Raw genomic sequence first — 17,956 nt, forward strand, 5'->3', positions numbered from 1 at the left:
TATTAATTCTGAGTACAACGTCGAGTTAACTTCTTTGCACGAAGAAAATCATTGTGCCCGTAGGGTACTCCATACATAGTTATATTCAAAGCGTTAGCTCTTTTCTTATAAGGATGGCGCTTTTTTTCATTTCACATAATGATTGTGTAAAGTTGGAATGCTATTGAATATAAATGAACTCATGGAGCGTGAATGTAATTGGAAACAATTCCATTGGGGTCTATAGCCTTATTAACGCTTTTATTGTTGTTATCAGCTTTTTTCTCTGGCTCTGAAACGGCATATTCAAGCTTAAATAAAATAAGAGTAAAAAATTATGCAGAAGAAAACCGTAAAGGTGCTAAAAACGCTTTATATATTTCTGTCCATTTTGATAAAACCTTATCAACGATTTTAGTAGGAAATAATATCGTAAATATCGCTGCAGCAACGATTACAACAAAAATAACAACAGATTTATTTAATGGGAATACAGCTTTAGTGATAAGTACTATTGTAATAACCGTTTTAATTTTAATATTTGGAGAAATCTTACCCAAATCATTTGCAAAAGAATATGCGGAATCTTTTGCTTTAGCTGTTTCTGGGGTATTAAAGTTTCTCATTCTTTTATTCACTCCTGTCACTTGGTTATTCCTTCAATTAAAAAAAGCAATTTCACGAATGATGGGAGAAAAAGAAACCATTCCATCTGTAACAGAAGACGAAATAAAAACGATGATCGATATTGGAGAAGAAGAAGGAACCATTGACAAAAGTGAAAAAGAACTGGTTCATAGTGCTTTGGATTTTAATGATATTTTAGTAAGAGAAATCTTAAAGCCCCGAATTGATATTGTGGCTGTAGAAGTGAACAACCCGATAGAAGTGATTAAACAAACATTTATGACAGAAAGATATTCAAGAATCCCTGTATATGATGGGAATATTGATCATGTTATTGGAATTTTGTCGGAACGGGACTTCTATTCTGCCTTATTGCAAGAAAAAAAGGTGAACATTCGAAGTTTATTAAGAAAACCCACTTTTGTTGTAGGAACGATGAAAATCTCTTCTCTACTCTCTGAACTTCAACGTAGTAAAACACATATGGCAATTGTTGTCGATGAATATGGGGGAACAGATGGACTCATTACAATGGAAGATATCCTAGAAGAAATTGTGGGTGAGATTTGGGATGAGCATGATGAAAAAGAAAGCTTTATGGATAAATTAGATAACCATACCTATATCTTCTCAGCAGATTTTCCTATTGATGATTTTAGTCAAATCGTTAATATTCGTAAACCGGACACTATTGCACACTCTATTGGTGGCTGGATGGTAGAACAGTTACAACATATGCCAAAAGTAGGGGAAAAAATTGTTTATGAACATGTAGAGATCGTTATTGAAGAGATGGAACGTTTACGAATAAAAAAAGTAAAAGTTGATGTGAAAGAACATGTTAAAAACCATTAGAAGATGATATTCTAGTGGTTCTTTTTATTATCCAAACAAAAACTTTTTTTCTTAGCATTTTTCAGAATTGAATGTAAAATAGAAATATATAACTTAATCTAAATGATGGAATATAAAAGGGGGTCGGTATCTCATGAATAAAGATATAACCATTATTGGAGTGCCTCTTGATTTAGGAGCTGGCCGAAGAGGGGTAGATATGGGACCCAGTGCTATAAGATATGCTAATGTCAAAGACCGTTTAGAAAAATCAGGTTACCATGTTCTAGATTTAGGTAATTTAAATGTTCCCACCCCTGAAACATACAAAATAGAAAATCAAAAATTAAAATATTTAAAAGAAGTAACTGCAATAAATAAAATCTTAGCTGAACAAGTATCCAAAATCATGCAAAAAGGTAGATTTCCTCTAGTCCTTGGTGGTGACCACAGTATTGCTATTGGAACGATAGCGGGGGTTTCAAAACATAAGAAAAATCTAGGTGTGATTTGGTTTGATGCTCATGGGGATATTAACACCCCAGAAACATCCCCATCTGGGAATATTCATGGGATGCCTTTGGCTGTTAGTCTAGGTGAAGGACATCCAGATTTAACACAGATATTAAATTTCTCCCCCAAGATTAAGTCAGAAAATATTGTTTTGATTGGTGCAAGAGATTTAGATAAAGGTGAACGGAACTTCATTAAAGAACGAGGGATTAGAGTATATACAATGCATGAAATCGATCGACTTGGAATGGCCCAAGTCGTAGAGGAAGCCATTTATTACGTGACTAAGAATACAGATGGAGTACATCTAAGTCTTGATTTAGATGGATTAGATCCTAATGATGCCCCTGGAGTGGGGACACCTGTCACAGGAGGTATTACCTATAGAGAAGGCCATTTAGCGATGGAAATGATTGCTGAAGCTAATATCTTAATCTCTGCAGAATTTGTTGAAGTGAATCCCATTCTAGATGAAAGGAATAAAACGGCTCATATCGCAGTAGGATTGATGGCATCCGCTTTAGGCGAGAAATTATTATAGTTTATAAGTTGACTTATAGTGAATTAGTGCTATCATAGGTTTAGATAAATAGGGAAAAATGGGGAGCTAGATGAGTCTGGCTGAGAGGGTATTCCGATCATAATACCGACCCACAACCTGATCTGGGTAATGCCAGCGGAGGGAGATATTTGTTATTCTTACGCATGTAAGCTGGCCTTTTGGGCTAGCTTCTTTGATTTTTAGCATAAGGTATTTGACAGGTCAAAATGTGGCAATTTAATAGAAAAGGGAGGGAAGAATATGCCAACCATCAATGTCAGTTTTCAAGTGATTCCAAAGGTTCCAGACCAAGATACATATCGTGTTGTTGATTTAGCCATCGATGTGGTGAAAAAGGCGGGAGTGAAATATGAAGTTGGACCAATGGAGACGACAATGGAAGGAGAGTTGGATCAACTTCTTGAGATCGTAAAAGAAGCTCAACAAGTCTGTGTCGAAGCAGGCGCTGAAAGGGTGATGACCATTATAAAGATCGATTATCATCCTCAAGGTGTGACAATGGAAGAAAAAGTAAGGAAATATCGGAGTTGATCAGATGGGTTTTATCAAAAAACATTATCCAGCCATTTTATTGATGTCCTTTTTAGTTGGTGTCTGGGAAGTGGCTGTAAAAGTTTCAAAGATTGAACCATGGATTTTGCCTCCCCCATCGCAAATTATCATGACCCTTTTTCGCGAAAGGGAAGTGATTATCGATCATACATGGGTTACTTTATATGAAGCATTAGTCGGTTTTCTATTTGCTATCGTCATCGCTTTCATATTAGCAATGATCATTGATCGGTTTCCTTTTTTCAGTAAGGGCTTTTATCCAATATTAGTGACTTCACAGACGATTCCGATTATCTCTATTGCCCCTTTACTATTTATCTGGTTTGGTTTTGGACTTTTGCCTAAAATTGTAGTTGTTATTTTAGTAGGTTTTTTCCCTATTGTAATCAGTACCGTAGATGGCTTGAATAGTGCGGATCGAGACTTAATTTCCCTTTTACAAACCATGAAAGCGTCCAAATGGCAAATTTTTACCAAGGTGAAGTTCCCATCTGCATTGCCTTCTATTTTTTCAGGATTAAAAATTGCTGCTACTTACAGTGTAATGGGAGCGGTAATCGGTGAATGGTTAGGGGCTAGTAAAGGGCTTGGTCTTTACATGAGAACTACCTCCCATTCATTTTTAACGGATCAAGTTTTTGCAGCAATTATTGTCATTGTACTTACTAGTATTTTGTTATATGGTACGATATTGGCCTTGGAATATCTTTTGATTCCTTGGAATCGTCAATATAAGCAAGAAGAATCCTTTTAATTCTATAAATGAGGTGAAAAGTAGTGAAAAAAGGAAAATTGTCTATCATTTTAATCCTAATATTTACCATTGTGAGTTTACTTATAGGGTGTACTAATGGGAATCAAGAACAATCTCAACCAAAAGAAGAACCGCAAAAACTGGAACCGATCAAAGTGATGTTAGACTGGGTTCCAAACACGAACCATACAGGATTATATGTTGCAAAAGAAAAGGGTTGGTACAAGGAACAGGGGCTAGACGTTGAAATCGTTCAACCCCCTGAAGGAGGTACTGCTCAATTGATCGGAGCTGGGCAAGCTCAGTTTGGTATAAGTTATCAAGAGGAAGTTACGTATGCTCGCTCAGGACCGAAGGAAAAACAACTTCCTGTCGTATCCATTGCAGCTATTATTCAGCATAATACTTCTGGATTTGCTTCACCAAAGGAAAAAAACATTACTACGCCTAAAGATTTTGAAGGGAAGAAATATGGTGGTTGGGGCTCCCCATCTGAAAAAGCGATTATTGAATCGATCATGGTGAAAGAAAACGCAGATGTAAATAAAGTCGAGTTTGTCAATGTGGGGGCCGCTGACTTTTTCACGGTCACAAAACGTGATGTAGACTTTGAATGGATTTATTATGGTTGGACAGGTGTAGAAGCAGAATTAAGAAATTTTCCAATCAACTATATTGAATTGCGGAAACTTGCACCAGAGCTAGACTTTTATACCCCTGTAATCATTACAAACGAAAAATATATCAAAGACCATCCAGATACGATTAAGAAGTTTATGGAAGCAACTACTAAGGGGTATGAATTTGCGATTCAAAACCCAGATGAAGCAGCAAATATCTTACTAAACCAAGTGTCTGGACTTAATGCCGATCTTGTAACGAAAAGTCAAGAATGGTTAAGTAAAAAATATCAGGAAGATGCTGAACAATGGGGGATTCAAAAAGAATCCGTTTGGAATAATTATTCTAAATGGATGGTTGACCATCAATTAATTCCTGAGATGATTGAGGTTAATAAAGTATATACAAATGAATTTTTGCCAAAAAGATAGGAGTATTGCTGTTGAGTGAAATTCTTAAGTTGCTTATAGAACAGGTCTATAAAGAATATCCAATGAAAGATGGAGCATTTGAAACGCTTCGCGATGTTTCAATGGCGATTAGAAAGGGTGAATTTATCTCCATTATTGGACCAAGTGGTAGTGGAAAAAGTACCCTTTTTAAGCTGATTAGTGGGCTAGAAGTGCCGACTAGCGGCAAAATCTTATTAGATGGAGATCCAGTAGTAAGAGGAAATGTAGGCTACATGCCACAAAAAGATCACTTATTACCTTGGCGTACCGTATTAGATAATGTCATTTTGGGACTTGAAGTAAAAGGAATCCCAAAAAGAGAGGCACGTCAAAAAGCGATTCCATACCTTAAACTTTTTGGTTTGGAGTCCTTTGAAAATGAATTTCCTTCCTCTTTATCTGGGGGGATGAAACAAAGGGCAGCCCTCCTACGAACCATCCTTTTAGAAAAAGATGTATTATTATTAGATGAACCCTTTGGTGCATTAGATGAAATTACACGATTACAAATGCAGAATTGGCTGTTGTCGATCTGGGAAAAGTTAAATCACACGATTCTTTTTGTTACCCATAGTATTGATGAGGCGATTTTCCTTTCTGATCGAATCTATGTTTTCTCTCCAAGACCTGCAACAGTGAAGCATGTGGTAGAGATACCACTACCTCGGCCAAGAAAACCAGTCATGATGACAGACGAAACCTTTATTCAATTAAAAAAGGAATTATTAAAACAATTAAGTGATATAAGTCAGGAATAGCCTGACTTTCTTTTTTTACAAAATTTTCATGATTTGCTAATGTTCTTATATTTTTTATGTGATACAATTGTGATAATGTAAGATTACGAATGTAAAAGAATCAAACGATAATGTCAATGAATTTGAGCAAACGAGTAATACAACTTTCTAATTGTTTGGAGTTTGGCACCTCTTTTGGTGCCTTTTTAAATGAAACCTAATTTATTTTGAATCGTATGAAATTAAGCCCCCATGTGGAGGTATGTTATGAACTTTGTAGATAAAAGATTAGTCACTAAAGCAAAGGAAGGAGACACACAGGCCTTTGCAGAGCTTATCACTCAATATAAGGATAAGATTTTTAATTTAGCTTATCGAATGTTAGGCAATATTCAAGAAGCAGAGGATGTTAGTCAGGATACTTTCATTAGAGTCTATACCAATCTTAGTCGTTATGATGATCAACACAAATTTTCAACATGGATTTTCCGTATTGCCACCAACCTAGCAATCGATCGGATGCGAAAGAAGAAGGCAGATTTTTCTTTAGATGCCAACTGGGATCAGGAAGAAGGTACTGACTGGCATTCTAAACTAGCGGATCCAAAAAATGGGCCGGAAGAAGAGGTTGTCGCAAAGGAGATGGAAGATACCATTCAACAGGCGATTATGAGCTTGCCACCAAAATACCGATCAATTATGGTTTTGCGTTATTTAGAAGATTTATCCATACAAGAAATTAGTCAAATTGTCCATTTATCAGAGTCTACGGTGAAAACGAGGTTGCACCGGGGTAGAGAAGCGTTACGTAAACAATTGATAGAAAAAGGAAGGAGTGGCCAAAATGAGATGTCGTGATGCCATCCCTTTGATGCACGCTTTTATTGATGATGATATCGATGAGTATTCGCATCAAGAATTATTCGAACACATTCAATCATGCCCAACTTGTGAACAACATTTTGCTGAACTAAAAGCAACAGACCAAGCACTAAGAAGGATAGCTAAATTAAAGACCTCACCCTCTTTTACTAGAGAAGTGTTAGCACATATCCCAGAAAAGAAAACAAACAAGATAAGTAAATCGCTTAGAAAATATCCTTTACTTGTTGCAGCGACCGTTTTCCTTCTATTATTTGCCACGAGTATGATCCCATATATGAACCAAAGTGATGAGTTATTGAAAATTGTTTCTGTTGATCAAACTGATTTGATTGTAGAAGGAAATCGAGTGATTGTTCCAGAGGGTAAAGAAGTTCAGGGCGACTTGGTTGTAGAAAATGGAACGTTAGAAATTAAAGGGGAAGTAAAAGGGAATGTAACGGTCGTAAACGGGAATTTACTTATGGCAAGTGCGAGCCAAGTAGATGGTCATGCACAACAAATTGATCAGTTTTTCGAGTTGATTTGGTATCAGCTTAAAAAATGGATGAAGTAACAGGGTTTGTATATTCCATAAACTGCGACATAGCGTGACTAGCAGCTTTAGCTGTGTAGCACGACTTGTACACTTTGTGTGCCTTCAGAAGTGCCCTTCTCTCCGTAATCTTTATTTATAGAAGGGCACGGATGACGGAGCGCGATGGAATATACAAACCTTTTCTTAATGGAAAGAAAGTAAAACTTCTTTGTATAAATAAAGCAGGAATGAACTTGTGAATTGCCGAAGAGAGGTTATACTAATAGTATTGAGTCATAATGGAGGAAAAACCATGGATATATTCGTTAATATGATTGATGATCTCGTTGATATATTATTGGTTGGTTTTGTCATATATCGACTACTTTTATTAGTAAGGGGAACTAGAGCGATCCAATTACTAAAAGGAATTATGATTATTGTATTCGCTTGGTTATTAAGCTCTTATTTTGAATTAAGAACCTTTCAATGGTTGATGAATCAAGCTTTCACATATGGAATTTTAGCAATTATTATCATTTTTCAACCAGAATTACGCCGGGCTTTAGAACAATTAGGAAGAGGAAGTTTTTTTTCGCGGACAGCTCATCCTGAGGAACAGACCATTTCCCATGTTATCGCTGAGATTGTAAAGGCAGCTAATTACTTATCAAAAAGAAGAATTGGTGCCCTTATCGTCGTTGAAAGAGATACTGGTTTAACAGATTATATTGAGACTGGTATCTCCCTAAATGCATCAATTAGTTCAGAGTTATTGATCAATATTTTTATTCCCAATACCCCTTTGCATGATGGCGCCGTTATTATCCGTAAAGAGCAAATCATGGCTGCAGGTTGCTATCTACCTTTATCAGAAAATCCATTTATTAGTAAGGAATTGGGGACTCGCCATCGGGCAGCGATAGGCATGACTGAGATCTCTGATGCTGTATCAGTGGTTGTATCTGAGGAAACAGGGCAGATTTCGATCTCTATAAATGGCCAAATTGAAAGAGGATTAACGGAAGAAAGACTAATGAATCAGCTATTTACTGCACTACGTCCTCCAGTCAAAAATTCAGGATCATTTTGGTCAAAAAGGGGGAATAAAGATGGACAACTGGCTAAAAAACAATAACGTTGTAAAAATTTTATCGATTATTCTAGCAGTGATGTTATGGAAAGTTATAAGCTTAGATACCCCTGCAGCACCTAATGTAAGCATTCCCATCGATCGGATTCAAAATGCTTACTTTTATGAGGCAAAAGTAACTCCTAAATATAATGAGAATCTATTTGCTGTCAGGTTATTTTCTGAACAAGTTGATGTAACTTTAAGGGGAAATACTAATCTTATCAATCAAATTCGTTCCGGGCAAAACATTGACAAGGGGCAATTCTATATTGATTTAACAGAATATAAAGCTGGAACCTATGAAGTTCCTGTTAAATATACAGGTTTTTCCGAACAAATCGATGTCGAAATCAATCCTAGTACGATAAAAGTAACAATAGAAGACAAGAAGAGAAAAGAAATGGAGATTATTGTTGATAAGCTTGGGAAAGAAAAAGAAGGCTACCAAGCGGGAGAAGCGATTATAAAGCCAAGAAAAGTTCACATTTCTGGGACAAAGGAACAAATCGACCAAGTGGCTTTTGTAAAAGCATCGATCAGTATTGACCAAGCAACAAACATGATCACTCAAGAAGTTCCTCTTCGAGCTCTAGATAAAAACGGTAATCCTATCGAAGTTGAAATTAGTCCGCATACGGCTGAAGTACAGATTCCAGTGACAAGTCCATTTCATATTGTTCCATTAACCTATAAGATTGACCAATATCCTGGAGCAGGATATGCGATTAAATCTATCGTACAAAAGACAGAAGAGGTTACTTTATACGGTCCGAAAAATATTGTGAATACCTTTATGGTTTATCCTGGCCCTGCACTAAATTTGGCTAATATCGTAGGCAAAACGACGATTCAAGCAAAAGTTCCTTTAGTAGAAGGTCTAGCAAAAGTTGAACCTAGCATGATCGAATTTGAAGTACAAGTGGTTAAGGCTGAAACCAAAACCTTTAACCAAGTTCCAATCAAGATCAATGGAATAGGGGAAGGCCTAACTGCCACGATCAATTCCCCTGAATCGGGTATAAGCATAACACTAGAAGGTGCACCTGATGTATTAAAGGCAGTTCAGAAGGATGATCTTGAAGCATTTGTTGATCTTACAAATCTACCTCCTGGTGAACACGAGGTACCTGTTCAATTTAACGTTCCATTATTAACAGAACGAATCAATGCAGAACAAACAGTGATCGTTACCATTGAGAAGGAGTAAATTTATGGCAATTCGAATAAACAACATCAAGTTAAATATCGATCATAGTGAGGCAGACCTAATTGTAGCAATTGAGAAAAAGTTACGTCTACCTTTCAAAAAAGTAAAAGATTTTGAAATTCTAAAACGGTCTTTAGATGCTAGAAAAAAAGATAAAGTGATTTTTGTTTACCAGATTGAATTAAAACTTACAGTTGACGAGAAAAAAATCGTTGAAAGAATCAATCATCCAGATGTGCAAATGGCAAAACCCAAAAAGCCAGTACTAAAGCTATTACCTGGAAATCAGGGTTTACAATATCCCCCCATTATTATCGGGGCTGGGCCTTCAGGGCTTTTTGCCGCTTTAGAACTAGCAAAGCATGGTTACAAACCGATTATTTTGGAACGTGGACGGGATGTAGAACGAAGAAATAAAGATATCCTCCATTTTTGGCGGACAGGTGAATTAAATACTAATTCTAATGTGCAATTTGGTGAAGGTGGAGCAGGTACTTTTTCCGATGGTAAATTGACTACACGGATTAGTGACTCCCGAATTGATCAGGTTTTTCATATCTTTGTGGAAGCAGGAGCTCCAAAGGAAATCCTATATGAGCATAAACCACATATTGGAACTGATAACTTGAAAAAAATCGTTTATAATTTACGAAGGAAACTAATTGAAATGGGAGCTGTGATTAAATTTGACTCCCTTGTTACCAAATTAGTCATAGAGCAAGGGAAAATTACTGCCGTAGAAGTGAATCATCAAGTACAAATCCCTGCACAAGTTGTAGTGATTGCCATTGGACATAGTTCAAGAGATACTTATGAAATGTTATATGAACAGGGAGTAAAAATTCAAGGTAAACCCTTAGCAATAGGTGCAAGAATTGAACATCCCCAACAACTAATCAATGAAGCACAATATGGTAAGTTTGCAAAAGCCCCTCAATTGGGAGCAGCTGACTATACCTTGGTCAAAAAAGCAGGTGAAGGAAACGATGACAGAGCAAGCTATTCATTCTGCATGTGTCCTGGTGGAGTGGTTGTTGCAGCTGCATCAGAAAAAGGAATGGTGGTAACAAACGGGATGAGCTATTTTAGTCGTGCTTCACGCGTTGCCAATAGTGCTCTCGTTGCAACCATATCAACCCAAGATTTTAAAGGAGAAGACCCACTAGCAGGAGTCAGATATTTAAGAAAATATGAAAAGAAAGCTTATCAACTGGGAGGTGGGGGATATAAAGCCCCTGCGCAAAAGGTTGACGATTTTCTTGATGGGGTTGCTTCAAATGACCTTGAGAATATCCCCTTTCGTCCTACATATCGACCAGGGATCACTCCTACAGATTTGCATTTAACATTACCTGATTTTGTTAGTGAGTCTTTAGAAAAGGCAATCGTTGAATTTGGCAAAAAGCTGAAAGGATATGATACGAGAAATGCCTTGTTAACAGGGATTGAAACAAGAACATCTGCACCTGTAAGGATACCTAGGAAAGAAGATTTTCAATCAGAAAATATTGAAGGACTTTATCCAGCTGGAGAAGGTGCAGGTTATGCTGGGGGAATTGTCAGTGCAGCAGTTGACGGGATTCGCGTTGCTGAACATTTGATACAAACTTATCAACGTCCAAGAGAAGAAGTAGAGGAGGAACTCTTTAAATGGGAAAATATTTCGGAACAGACGGAGTAAGGGGTGTGGCTAATCAGGAGTTAACGCCTGAGTTTGCTTTTAAATTAGGGCGTACAGGAGCATATGTCCTAACAAAAGAGACTAAACAACCTACAATTGTTGTGGGAAGGGATACAAGAATATCTGGAGAAATGTTAGAAAGTGCTTTGGTTTCTGGAATGCTCTCCATTGGAGCCAATGTGATCCGTCTTGGTGTGATTACTACCCCAGGGGTTGCTTATTTAACAAGGAAGCTAAAGGCGGATGCAGGCGTGATGATCTCTGCCTCCCATAACCCTGTAGAAGATAATGGCATTAAGTTTTTTGGAGCTGATGGTTTTAAGTTGTTAGATGAAACAGAGTTGGAAATTGAAGCATTGCTTGATCAAAAAATAGACCAATTACCAAGACCCATCGGTGGTGATATCGGCAAAGTTGTAACGAATATTGAAACGAAGAAGCAATATATGGAATATCTCAAAACAACGATCAACCACAGGTTTGATGGTCTTAAAATCGTACTAGATACAGCAAATGGCGCCTCTTATGAAATTGCCCCAACCCTTTTTCGAGAACTTGGAGCAGACGTCATTTCTTTATATTCTGAACCAAATGGGGTTAATATCAATAGACATTGTGGCTCCACTCATCCTGAATCCGTAGCAAAAGCAGTACTTGAACATCAGGCTGATCTAGGCCTTGCTTTCGATGGAGATGCAGACCGCTTAATTGCTGTTGATGAAAAAGGGAATATCATTGATGGCGATTTTATCATGATGATTTGTGGCCTTGCTTTCTCAGAAAATGGGAAATTAAAAGAAAAAACCGTCGTTAGTACAGTGATGAGTAACATTGGCTTTTATAAAGCGATTGAAAAGCATGGATTAAAAAGCATTCAAACCAAAGTTGGCGATCGCTATGTAATGGAAGAAATGAGAAAAGGCGGCTATAATCTTGGTGGTGAACAATCAGGCCATATTATCTTTTTAGACTATAATACAACAGGTGATGGTGTTTTAACTGCCTTACAATTAGTCAATGTGATGAAAGGGAGAGACTTACCGTTATCTCGATTAGCTGGTCAAATGAAGAAATACCCACAAATTCTTGAAAACGTTCGTGTGGCAGACAAAAGTAACTATGAAAATAACCCAGCCATTGTAGAAGTGATTAAGCATATAGAAGCAAAGCTAGGAAATGATGGTCGTGTCCTTGTCCGTCCTTCTGGTACCGAACCTTTGATTCGTGTGATGGCAGAAGGACCGGATGAAGAATTACTTAAAGCATATGTAAAGGAAATAATAGATGTAGTCAAAAAAGAATTATCATGATATGATAAAATATGTTTTGTGGGGAGCAAAATGCTCCCTACAAAAATATGATATATCAATCTTACTTTGTAAAGGAGGGTAGAGGTTTACAAGGAAATAAAAGCGCCTGAACTACTACTGAGTAAGTAGTTGACGAGGAGAAGGTTTATCGAGCTTTCGGCGGGTACCTTCCGGTAGACATGAATACCGTTAATATAAGTGTTGAAAAAGAAGGGGTGACCCTTCTGACAAAGCCTTATAGTCATGTTTATCTTGTAAGGAAAGACTTCTATAGAAGTGTGTTTTACAATCGTGTATATGTAGTAATACGAAGGAATTACAATGGAATGTCGGGGGCAAATCCCCTGATATCAGTGTGTTTTGCCTCCGAACAACGAAGGAGGACTACAACAATGTGTGGTATTGTAGGATATATTGGAAATAGAGATGCACAACCTATTTTAATAAATGGTTTAAAAAAATTAGAGTATCGTGGTTATGATTCCGCTGGAATTGCGGTCTATGAAAATGGCGTGATTGATCTAAAGAAAACGGTTGGACGTCTAAGCAATTTAGAAGAACAAATAGAAAAAAGTCCACTTCATGGCCACTTAGGTATTGGCCATACAAGATGGGCTACACATGGCCGTCCATCAGATCATAATTCCCATCCACATATGGATGAGAAGCATCAATTTGCGATTGTTCACAATGGAATCATTGAAAACTTCCAAGAAATCAAAGAAGAATTGATCAACAAGGGAGTTACCTTCATTTCGGAAACTGATACAGAAGTGATTGCCCATTTACTCGCAGATTTATATGATGGGGATTTAGTTACAACGGTACAAAAAGCAGTTGCTAAAATGGAAGGAGCCTATGCATTAGGCATTATCAATAAATATGAGCCAGACAAAATGGTTGCTGTTCGCCTTTCTAGTCCATTGATTGTAGGGCTAGGGGAAAATGAAAACTTTATTGCTTCAGATATTCCAGCTTTAATTGAGCATACACGTGATATTTATATTTTAAATGATGGCGAGATGGCTGTGATCACAAAGGATAAAGTTGAATTGATGACAACAAAAGGTGAAGTGATCGAACGCACACCATTCCGTGTTGAATGGGATATTGAAACAGCTGAAAAAGATGGTTTTGACCATTACATGTTAAAAGAAATCTATGAACAGCCACGTGCCTATCGTGAAACCTTGCAAAATCGCATTGATCATGAGAACAATAAAGTGGATTTAAGCAAAGAAATCAGTTTAACTCCTGAAGAAATCCGTTCTTTGGATAAAATCCATATTGTGGCTTGTGGTACAGCATACCATGCTGGATTAGTTGGTAAATATGTGATTGAAAACTTGGTACGAGTTCCTGTAGAAGTGGATGTGGCCTCTGAATATCGTTATCGCAATCCAATTATTACCGATAAGACATTAGTTATGGTCATCAGCCAATCTGGAGAAACTGCAGATACATTAGCAGCTTTAAGAGAAGCACAAAAACGAGATGCAAAGGTACTAGCGATTACCAACGTAAATGGTAGCTCTGTCGCTCGTGATGCTGATGAAGTACTACTTACCCATGCTGGTCCTGAGATTGCTGTGGCCTCAACTAAGGCTTATACTTCACAATTGATTGCAATTTATCTCTTGGGATTGTATCTTGCCCAAATTCGTGGTACACAAGAGGACACAGTGATTGCGAACTACCTTCAAGCGATCAAGGAACTCCCTGCTCAAGCGGATAAACTTTTAGAGTTCGCACCAACAATGAAACAATTTGCTGAGCGCTATGCTCATTATGAAGATCTGTTCTTCATTGGTAGAAGCCTTGACTATGCCGTATCTCTAGAAGGATCATTAAAGCTAAAAGAGATTTCCTATGTTCACTCTGAAGCATATCCTGCTGGAGAATTAAAGCATGGAACCCTTGCTTTGATTACCGATGGCGTTCCAGTCATCGCACTAGCTACCCAAGAAGATATCTATGACAAAATGGTAAGTAATATTAAAGAAGTAAAAGCACGTGATGCTTACGTCTTAGGAATTGGGTTAGAAGGAGATCAAGAACTTGCCAAATCCGTAGACGAAGTAATCGCTATTCCAAAAACATTACCATTATTAACACCCGCATTATCCGTCATTCCATTACAACTATTAGCTTACTACGCAGCCCTAGCTAGAGGTAACGACGTGGATAAACCACGCAACCTTGCTAAGAGCGTGACTGTGGAGTAAGGGAGTAGAAGATTAAACTGTTATTGTGTAAAAAGCAATCAAATTCATCTCAAAGCCTAAATAGTCGCACCAAAGCCTAAAAAGTCATGTTACGAGCCGAGCGAAATTCAGGGATCCACTCCCGTTTTTCCTCGGCTTTTTTCTCCGATTCACCAGGTTTGCAAAACGCGAAACTCCCTGATAAATTAGGCATTTCCCCGATTTTTTTACTCTAAGATCTTTTCCCAAGTCCCATTCTTTCCCTATATTTTCTCCTTGCCTGCCTCACGACTTTAATTGCTGTTTTTGCCCCGTTTTTTCACGTCCTCACTTCTGTTTTTCCATGAACCGTATCACGACTATAATTTCTATGGAATTTTTTTGGGAAATGGTGTAAAAAGGTTGAAAAGCCTTGTGGCTTTAAGAGCGAGAGGGGATTGGGGAAGGTGAGACGGGTGATACCACTTTATTTGCGAGGCACAGTAGCTCGTTCCTCTTCCAAAAAATCCCCTATGATTTTCCCATCCAATGATGTCAGCATGTGGCATATATTATATATGGTCTTTCCAAAGTATTACTCCTTTCTATAATGCTTAGGATTGATATAAAAAAAGCCCTGTTTAGCAGGGCAATTCTTATCATCAGCCATTATTTCAACTTGTTATATTCTTCATTTGATACTGGTTCCAACCATTCCGGTGTACCTGCAGTAATGGCAATGTGTTCAAACCAGCTATCTTTCGTTGCACCATGCCAGTGTTTCACACCATCGTGAGTAACAATAACATCGCCAGCTTTTAAAAATTGAGCAGGTTTTCCTTCTTCTTGGTACCAACCTTCTCCGCCAGTTACTAATAAAATTTGAAATCCATCACGATGAATATGCCAGTTATTTCTGCAACCTGGTTCAAAGGTCACATTCCCAACACCAACACTTACTTTAGGATCAGCAACTAATGTTTTAAGATAACTTTGTCCCACAAAAAATTGTGCATATGCTTCATTTTTTTCGCCCACTGGGAAAATAACGCCGTTTTTTACCTCTTCATGTCTTGACATATTTAATTCCTCCATATTTCCTGTTTATTTTAATTTCCCGCCAAATACCGGGAAGAAGCTATGCTCGCCATAATCCCGGATTCGCTCGACATTCTTCAAAGTCTCCATATCTTCATCGCTGATAACAAAATCAAGCTCTGCATTGTTTCTCATATGATCTGGATTTGCCGTCTTGGGAATGACGACAAGACCAAGCTGAAGATCATAACGCAGGCAAAGCTGAGCAACCGATACTCCATACTTATCAGCGATTGCCTTAATCTCTGCATTGTCAAGAATTGCACCATGTGCAATGGGGGAATAGGCCTCTACCAGGATATCATTCTTCTGGCAGAATTCAATCAGTTCGAAAGGAGTATTGCTCACGTGTGCCAATATCTGGTTTACCATAGGCTTGATCTCACAGCTAGCAATAATATTCTCGATATCATCCTCAAGGAAGTTAGAAAGACCGATCGCCTTTACCTTGCCTGCCTTATAAGCATCCTCCATTGCTTTCCATACTTCTTTGTTTTCCTCGAAGTAACGGTTTTCCCCACGGAACTTCTTCCAAGGCTGGGGGCTGTGGATAATCAGAAGATCAATGTACTCCAGTCCAATTTTTGCTAAAGACTCATCAATGGACTGCGTAACGGCATCGTAGTTCTTTAATTCTGCAGCAACCTTTGTCGTTATGAAAAGTTCTTCTCTTGCGACACCGCAGGAACGAATTCCTTTGCCTACACTAGCTTCATTCATATAATCCTGAGCAGTATCAATATGGCGATATCCGATCGATACCGCATCACGAACTGCCTGTGCTGCCTGTGCATCGTCAAGCAGCCAGGTACCAAGACCTAATTTTGGAATCTCTACACCATTTGATAATTTGAAAGTTTCGTTAAACATGCTTTTGTCTCCTTAACATGGTTTCAAAAAATCAATATTGATTGATTTATCAACACTTGTTTATAATTATAAAAAGAAACAGGATGCTTTCAATGGTTAAATGAACGCAATTTGTTGACTATTCAACAAATCAATTAAAATTGTTGATTATCGATAGAAAGATTGGTGAATGAAATTGTCTAAAGTAGATCGAAGAATAGCCAAAAGCCAAGAAGCGATAAAAATGCCGTAATTGAACTGATGTCTGAAAAAAATTTTGACGACATTACGATTCAGGATATTGCCGACAGAGCAAATGTAAATCGAGGAACCATCTATCTCCATTACACGGATAAATATGATCTGCTGGATAAGATGATTGAAGAACACATCAACAATCTCCGAGAACTTTGCCGATCCGCTTCTGAAATGACGTTTCAAGAAGGAAATTACGTATGGTTCGAATACTTTGAACGTCATTATGTATTCTTTTCAACCATGTTGGCAAGTAAAGGGGCTCCTTCTTTTCGCAGTCGGTTTCTTGATTTAGTCATTGAGGAGTTTAAAGCTGAGGTGGATGTAACAAAAGGAAAAAAAGTCGGTTTTCATGAAGATGTGATTCTCCAATTTTTTGGTTCGGCGATCGTAGGTGCAGTGGAATGGTGGTTTAAAAATGGAATGCCTTTGCCGGCTCGTGTTATAGCAGAACAAACGGGGGCATTGTTAGATCGGAATTTGGAGTAAAAGAAATGATTGCCTTAGATTGCGAAAAGACTTCATTGGAGTTTTGAAGACCCTGCAAAGCTTCGGGAACGAAGGAGGAAATTAAAGAGAAATTGCGTGAGGTTCGAGATGCGATTGCCAGGAAAGTGAGTTCCTTCATTGATGAAATTTAATTCTGGAAAAGTTGTGGGGCTGTCCCAATAAGCAAAGACTAAGGGATCGCCCCTTTTCTTTTCGAGCTAACAATTGACCATGTACTATGGTACAGGGTTTATAATGAGAATGGGTGATCACATGATGTATCGAATTAGTCAATTGGCGAAAGCGTGCAATGTCAATAAAGAAACCATTCGTTATTACGAAAGGTTGGGGTTGATTCCCGAACCGACTCGTACGGATTCAGGATACCGTATGTATCCAGAGGATATGGTGCAACGGATCGGTTTTATTAAACGCATGCAAGACTTGGGGTTTACACTTCAAGAAATTGATAAGTTGTTGGGTGTTGTAGATCGGGATGAAGTCAAATGCAAGGACATGTACGATTTTACTGTTTTAAAACTTCGGGAGATTCAAAGTAAAATTCAAGATCTCCGAAAAATTGAACGAATGCTCATTAGCTTAAAGGAAAAGTGTCCTGAAAACAAAGAGATGTTTGAATGTCCGATCATTGAAACGTTAATGGAAAAATAGAGGTGATGATGATAAGAGAGACAATGAAAGGTGTCGGCTGGTTTTTT

16 protein-coding genes, 1 pseudogene and 1 riboswitch are annotated in these 17,956 nt (G+C 37.9%); of the genes and pseudogenes, 15 read left to right on the top strand and 2 right to left on the bottom strand.

Annotation, left to right across the window (positions count from 1 at the left end; translation table 11 throughout):
- Window positions 1-198: 198 nt before the first annotated feature.
- The 13 genes from U473_RS13510 (at window position 199) to glmS (ending at window position 14,588) form a co-directional block, all read left to right on the top strand.
- Window positions 199-1,461, top strand: a complete 1,263-nt coding sequence (locus U473_RS13510) for a hemolysin family protein (protein WP_068727725.1) — start codon at window positions 199-201, stop codon at window positions 1,459-1,461.
- A gap of 133 nt (window positions 1,462-1,594) precedes the next feature.
- Window positions 1,595-2,494: an arginase gene (gene rocF / locus U473_RS13515; RefSeq protein WP_068727727.1), complete on the top strand. Its 900-nt coding sequence runs from the start codon at window positions 1,595-1,597 to the stop codon at window positions 2,492-2,494.
- Window positions 2,495-2,543: 49 nt separating this feature from the next.
- Window positions 2,544-2,656, top strand: a riboswitch (TPP riboswitch).
- 99 nt (window positions 2,657-2,755) lie between these two features.
- Window positions 2,756-3,046: a thiamine-binding protein gene (locus tag U473_RS13520; RefSeq protein ID WP_068727729.1), complete on the top strand. Its 291-nt coding sequence runs from the start codon at window positions 2,756-2,758 to the stop codon at window positions 3,044-3,046.
- 4 nt (window positions 3,047-3,050) lie between these two features.
- Window positions 3,051-3,821 carry an ABC transporter permease gene (locus tag U473_RS13525; RefSeq protein WP_068727731.1) on the top strand — a complete coding sequence of 257 codons (771 nt, stop codon included), beginning with the start codon at window positions 3,051-3,053 and terminating at the stop codon, window positions 3,819-3,821.
- 23 nt (window positions 3,822-3,844) lie between these two features.
- The gene (locus U473_RS13530; protein WP_235589165.1) at window positions 3,845-4,873 is read left to right on the top strand and encodes an ABC transporter substrate-binding protein; all 1,029 of its coding nucleotides are present in this window, start codon (window positions 3,845-3,847) and stop codon (window positions 4,871-4,873) included.
- Between the two features lie 20 nt (window positions 4,874-4,893).
- Window positions 4,894-5,652, top strand: coding sequence for an ABC transporter ATP-binding protein (locus tag U473_RS13535; RefSeq protein WP_399168322.1), 759 nt, complete (start codon window positions 4,894-4,896; stop codon window positions 5,650-5,652).
- Window positions 5,653-5,898: 246 nt separating this feature from the next.
- Window positions 5,899-6,489 (top strand): RNA polymerase sigma factor SigW, encoded by a 591-nt coding sequence (gene sigW, locus U473_RS13540; protein ID WP_068727735.1) that lies wholly within the window; start codon window positions 5,899-5,901, stop codon window positions 6,487-6,489.
- A complete protein-coding gene (locus U473_RS13545) occupies window positions 6,476-7,069 on the top strand; it encodes a zf-HC2 domain-containing protein (RefSeq protein WP_068727737.1) in 594 nt (197 codons plus the stop codon). Before sigW ends, U473_RS13545 begins: the two co-directional genes overlap by 14 nt.
- Before the next feature lie 274 nt (window positions 7,070-7,343).
- Window positions 7,344-8,168, top strand: a complete 825-nt coding sequence (gene cdaA, locus U473_RS13550) for a diadenylate cyclase CdaA (protein ID WP_068727739.1) — start codon at window positions 7,344-7,346, stop codon at window positions 8,166-8,168.
- On the top strand, window positions 8,143-9,372 hold the full coding sequence (locus tag U473_RS13555; protein WP_068727741.1) for a CdaR family protein: 1,230 nt from the start codon (window positions 8,143-8,145) through the stop codon (window positions 9,370-9,372). Before cdaA ends, U473_RS13555 begins: the two co-directional genes overlap by 26 nt.
- A gap of 4 nt (window positions 9,373-9,376) precedes the next feature.
- Window positions 9,377-11,053, top strand: coding sequence for an NAD(P)/FAD-dependent oxidoreductase (locus U473_RS13560; protein WP_068727743.1), 1,677 nt, complete (start codon window positions 9,377-9,379; stop codon window positions 11,051-11,053).
- Window positions 11,023-12,363, top strand: coding sequence for a phosphoglucosamine mutase (gene glmM / locus U473_RS13565; RefSeq protein WP_068727745.1), 1,341 nt, complete (start codon window positions 11,023-11,025; stop codon window positions 12,361-12,363). The genes U473_RS13560 and glmM overlap by 31 nt, the downstream gene beginning before the upstream one ends.
- A 392-nt stretch (window positions 12,364-12,755) precedes the next feature.
- Window positions 12,756-14,588: a glutamine--fructose-6-phosphate transaminase (isomerizing) gene (glmS, locus tag U473_RS13570; protein ID WP_068727746.1), complete on the top strand. Its 1,833-nt coding sequence runs from the start codon at window positions 12,756-12,758 to the stop codon at window positions 14,586-14,588.
- Between the two features lie 627 nt (window positions 14,589-15,215).
- Here the strand turns inward: glmS and U473_RS13575 are convergent.
- On the bottom strand, window positions 15,216-15,626 hold the full coding sequence (locus U473_RS13575) for a cupin domain-containing protein (protein WP_068727748.1): 411 nt from the start codon (window positions 15,624-15,626) through the stop codon (window positions 15,216-15,218).
- A 24-nt stretch (window positions 15,627-15,650) separates the two neighbouring features.
- Complete coding sequence (locus U473_RS13580) at window positions 15,651-16,514, bottom strand: aldo/keto reductase (protein ID WP_068727750.1); 864 nt, start codon at window positions 16,512-16,514, stop codon at window positions 15,651-15,653.
- A 175-nt stretch (window positions 16,515-16,689) separates the two neighbouring features.
- Between U473_RS13580 and U473_RS13585 the strand changes: the two are divergent.
- Window positions 16,690-17,237, top strand: a pseudogene (locus U473_RS13585) (TetR/AcrR family transcriptional regulator).
- 273 nt (window positions 17,238-17,510) lie between these two features.
- Window positions 17,511-17,909, top strand: coding sequence for an Hg(II)-responsive transcriptional regulator (merR, locus tag U473_RS13590; RefSeq protein WP_068727884.1), 399 nt, complete (start codon window positions 17,511-17,513; stop codon window positions 17,907-17,909).
- The last annotated feature ends 47 nt before the right edge of the window (window positions 17,910-17,956 follow it).

This window comes from Tepidibacillus decaturensis (assembly GCF_001561915.1).
Lineage (GTDB): Bacteria > Bacillota > Bacilli > Tepidibacillales > Tepidibacillaceae > Tepidibacillus_B > Tepidibacillus_B infernus.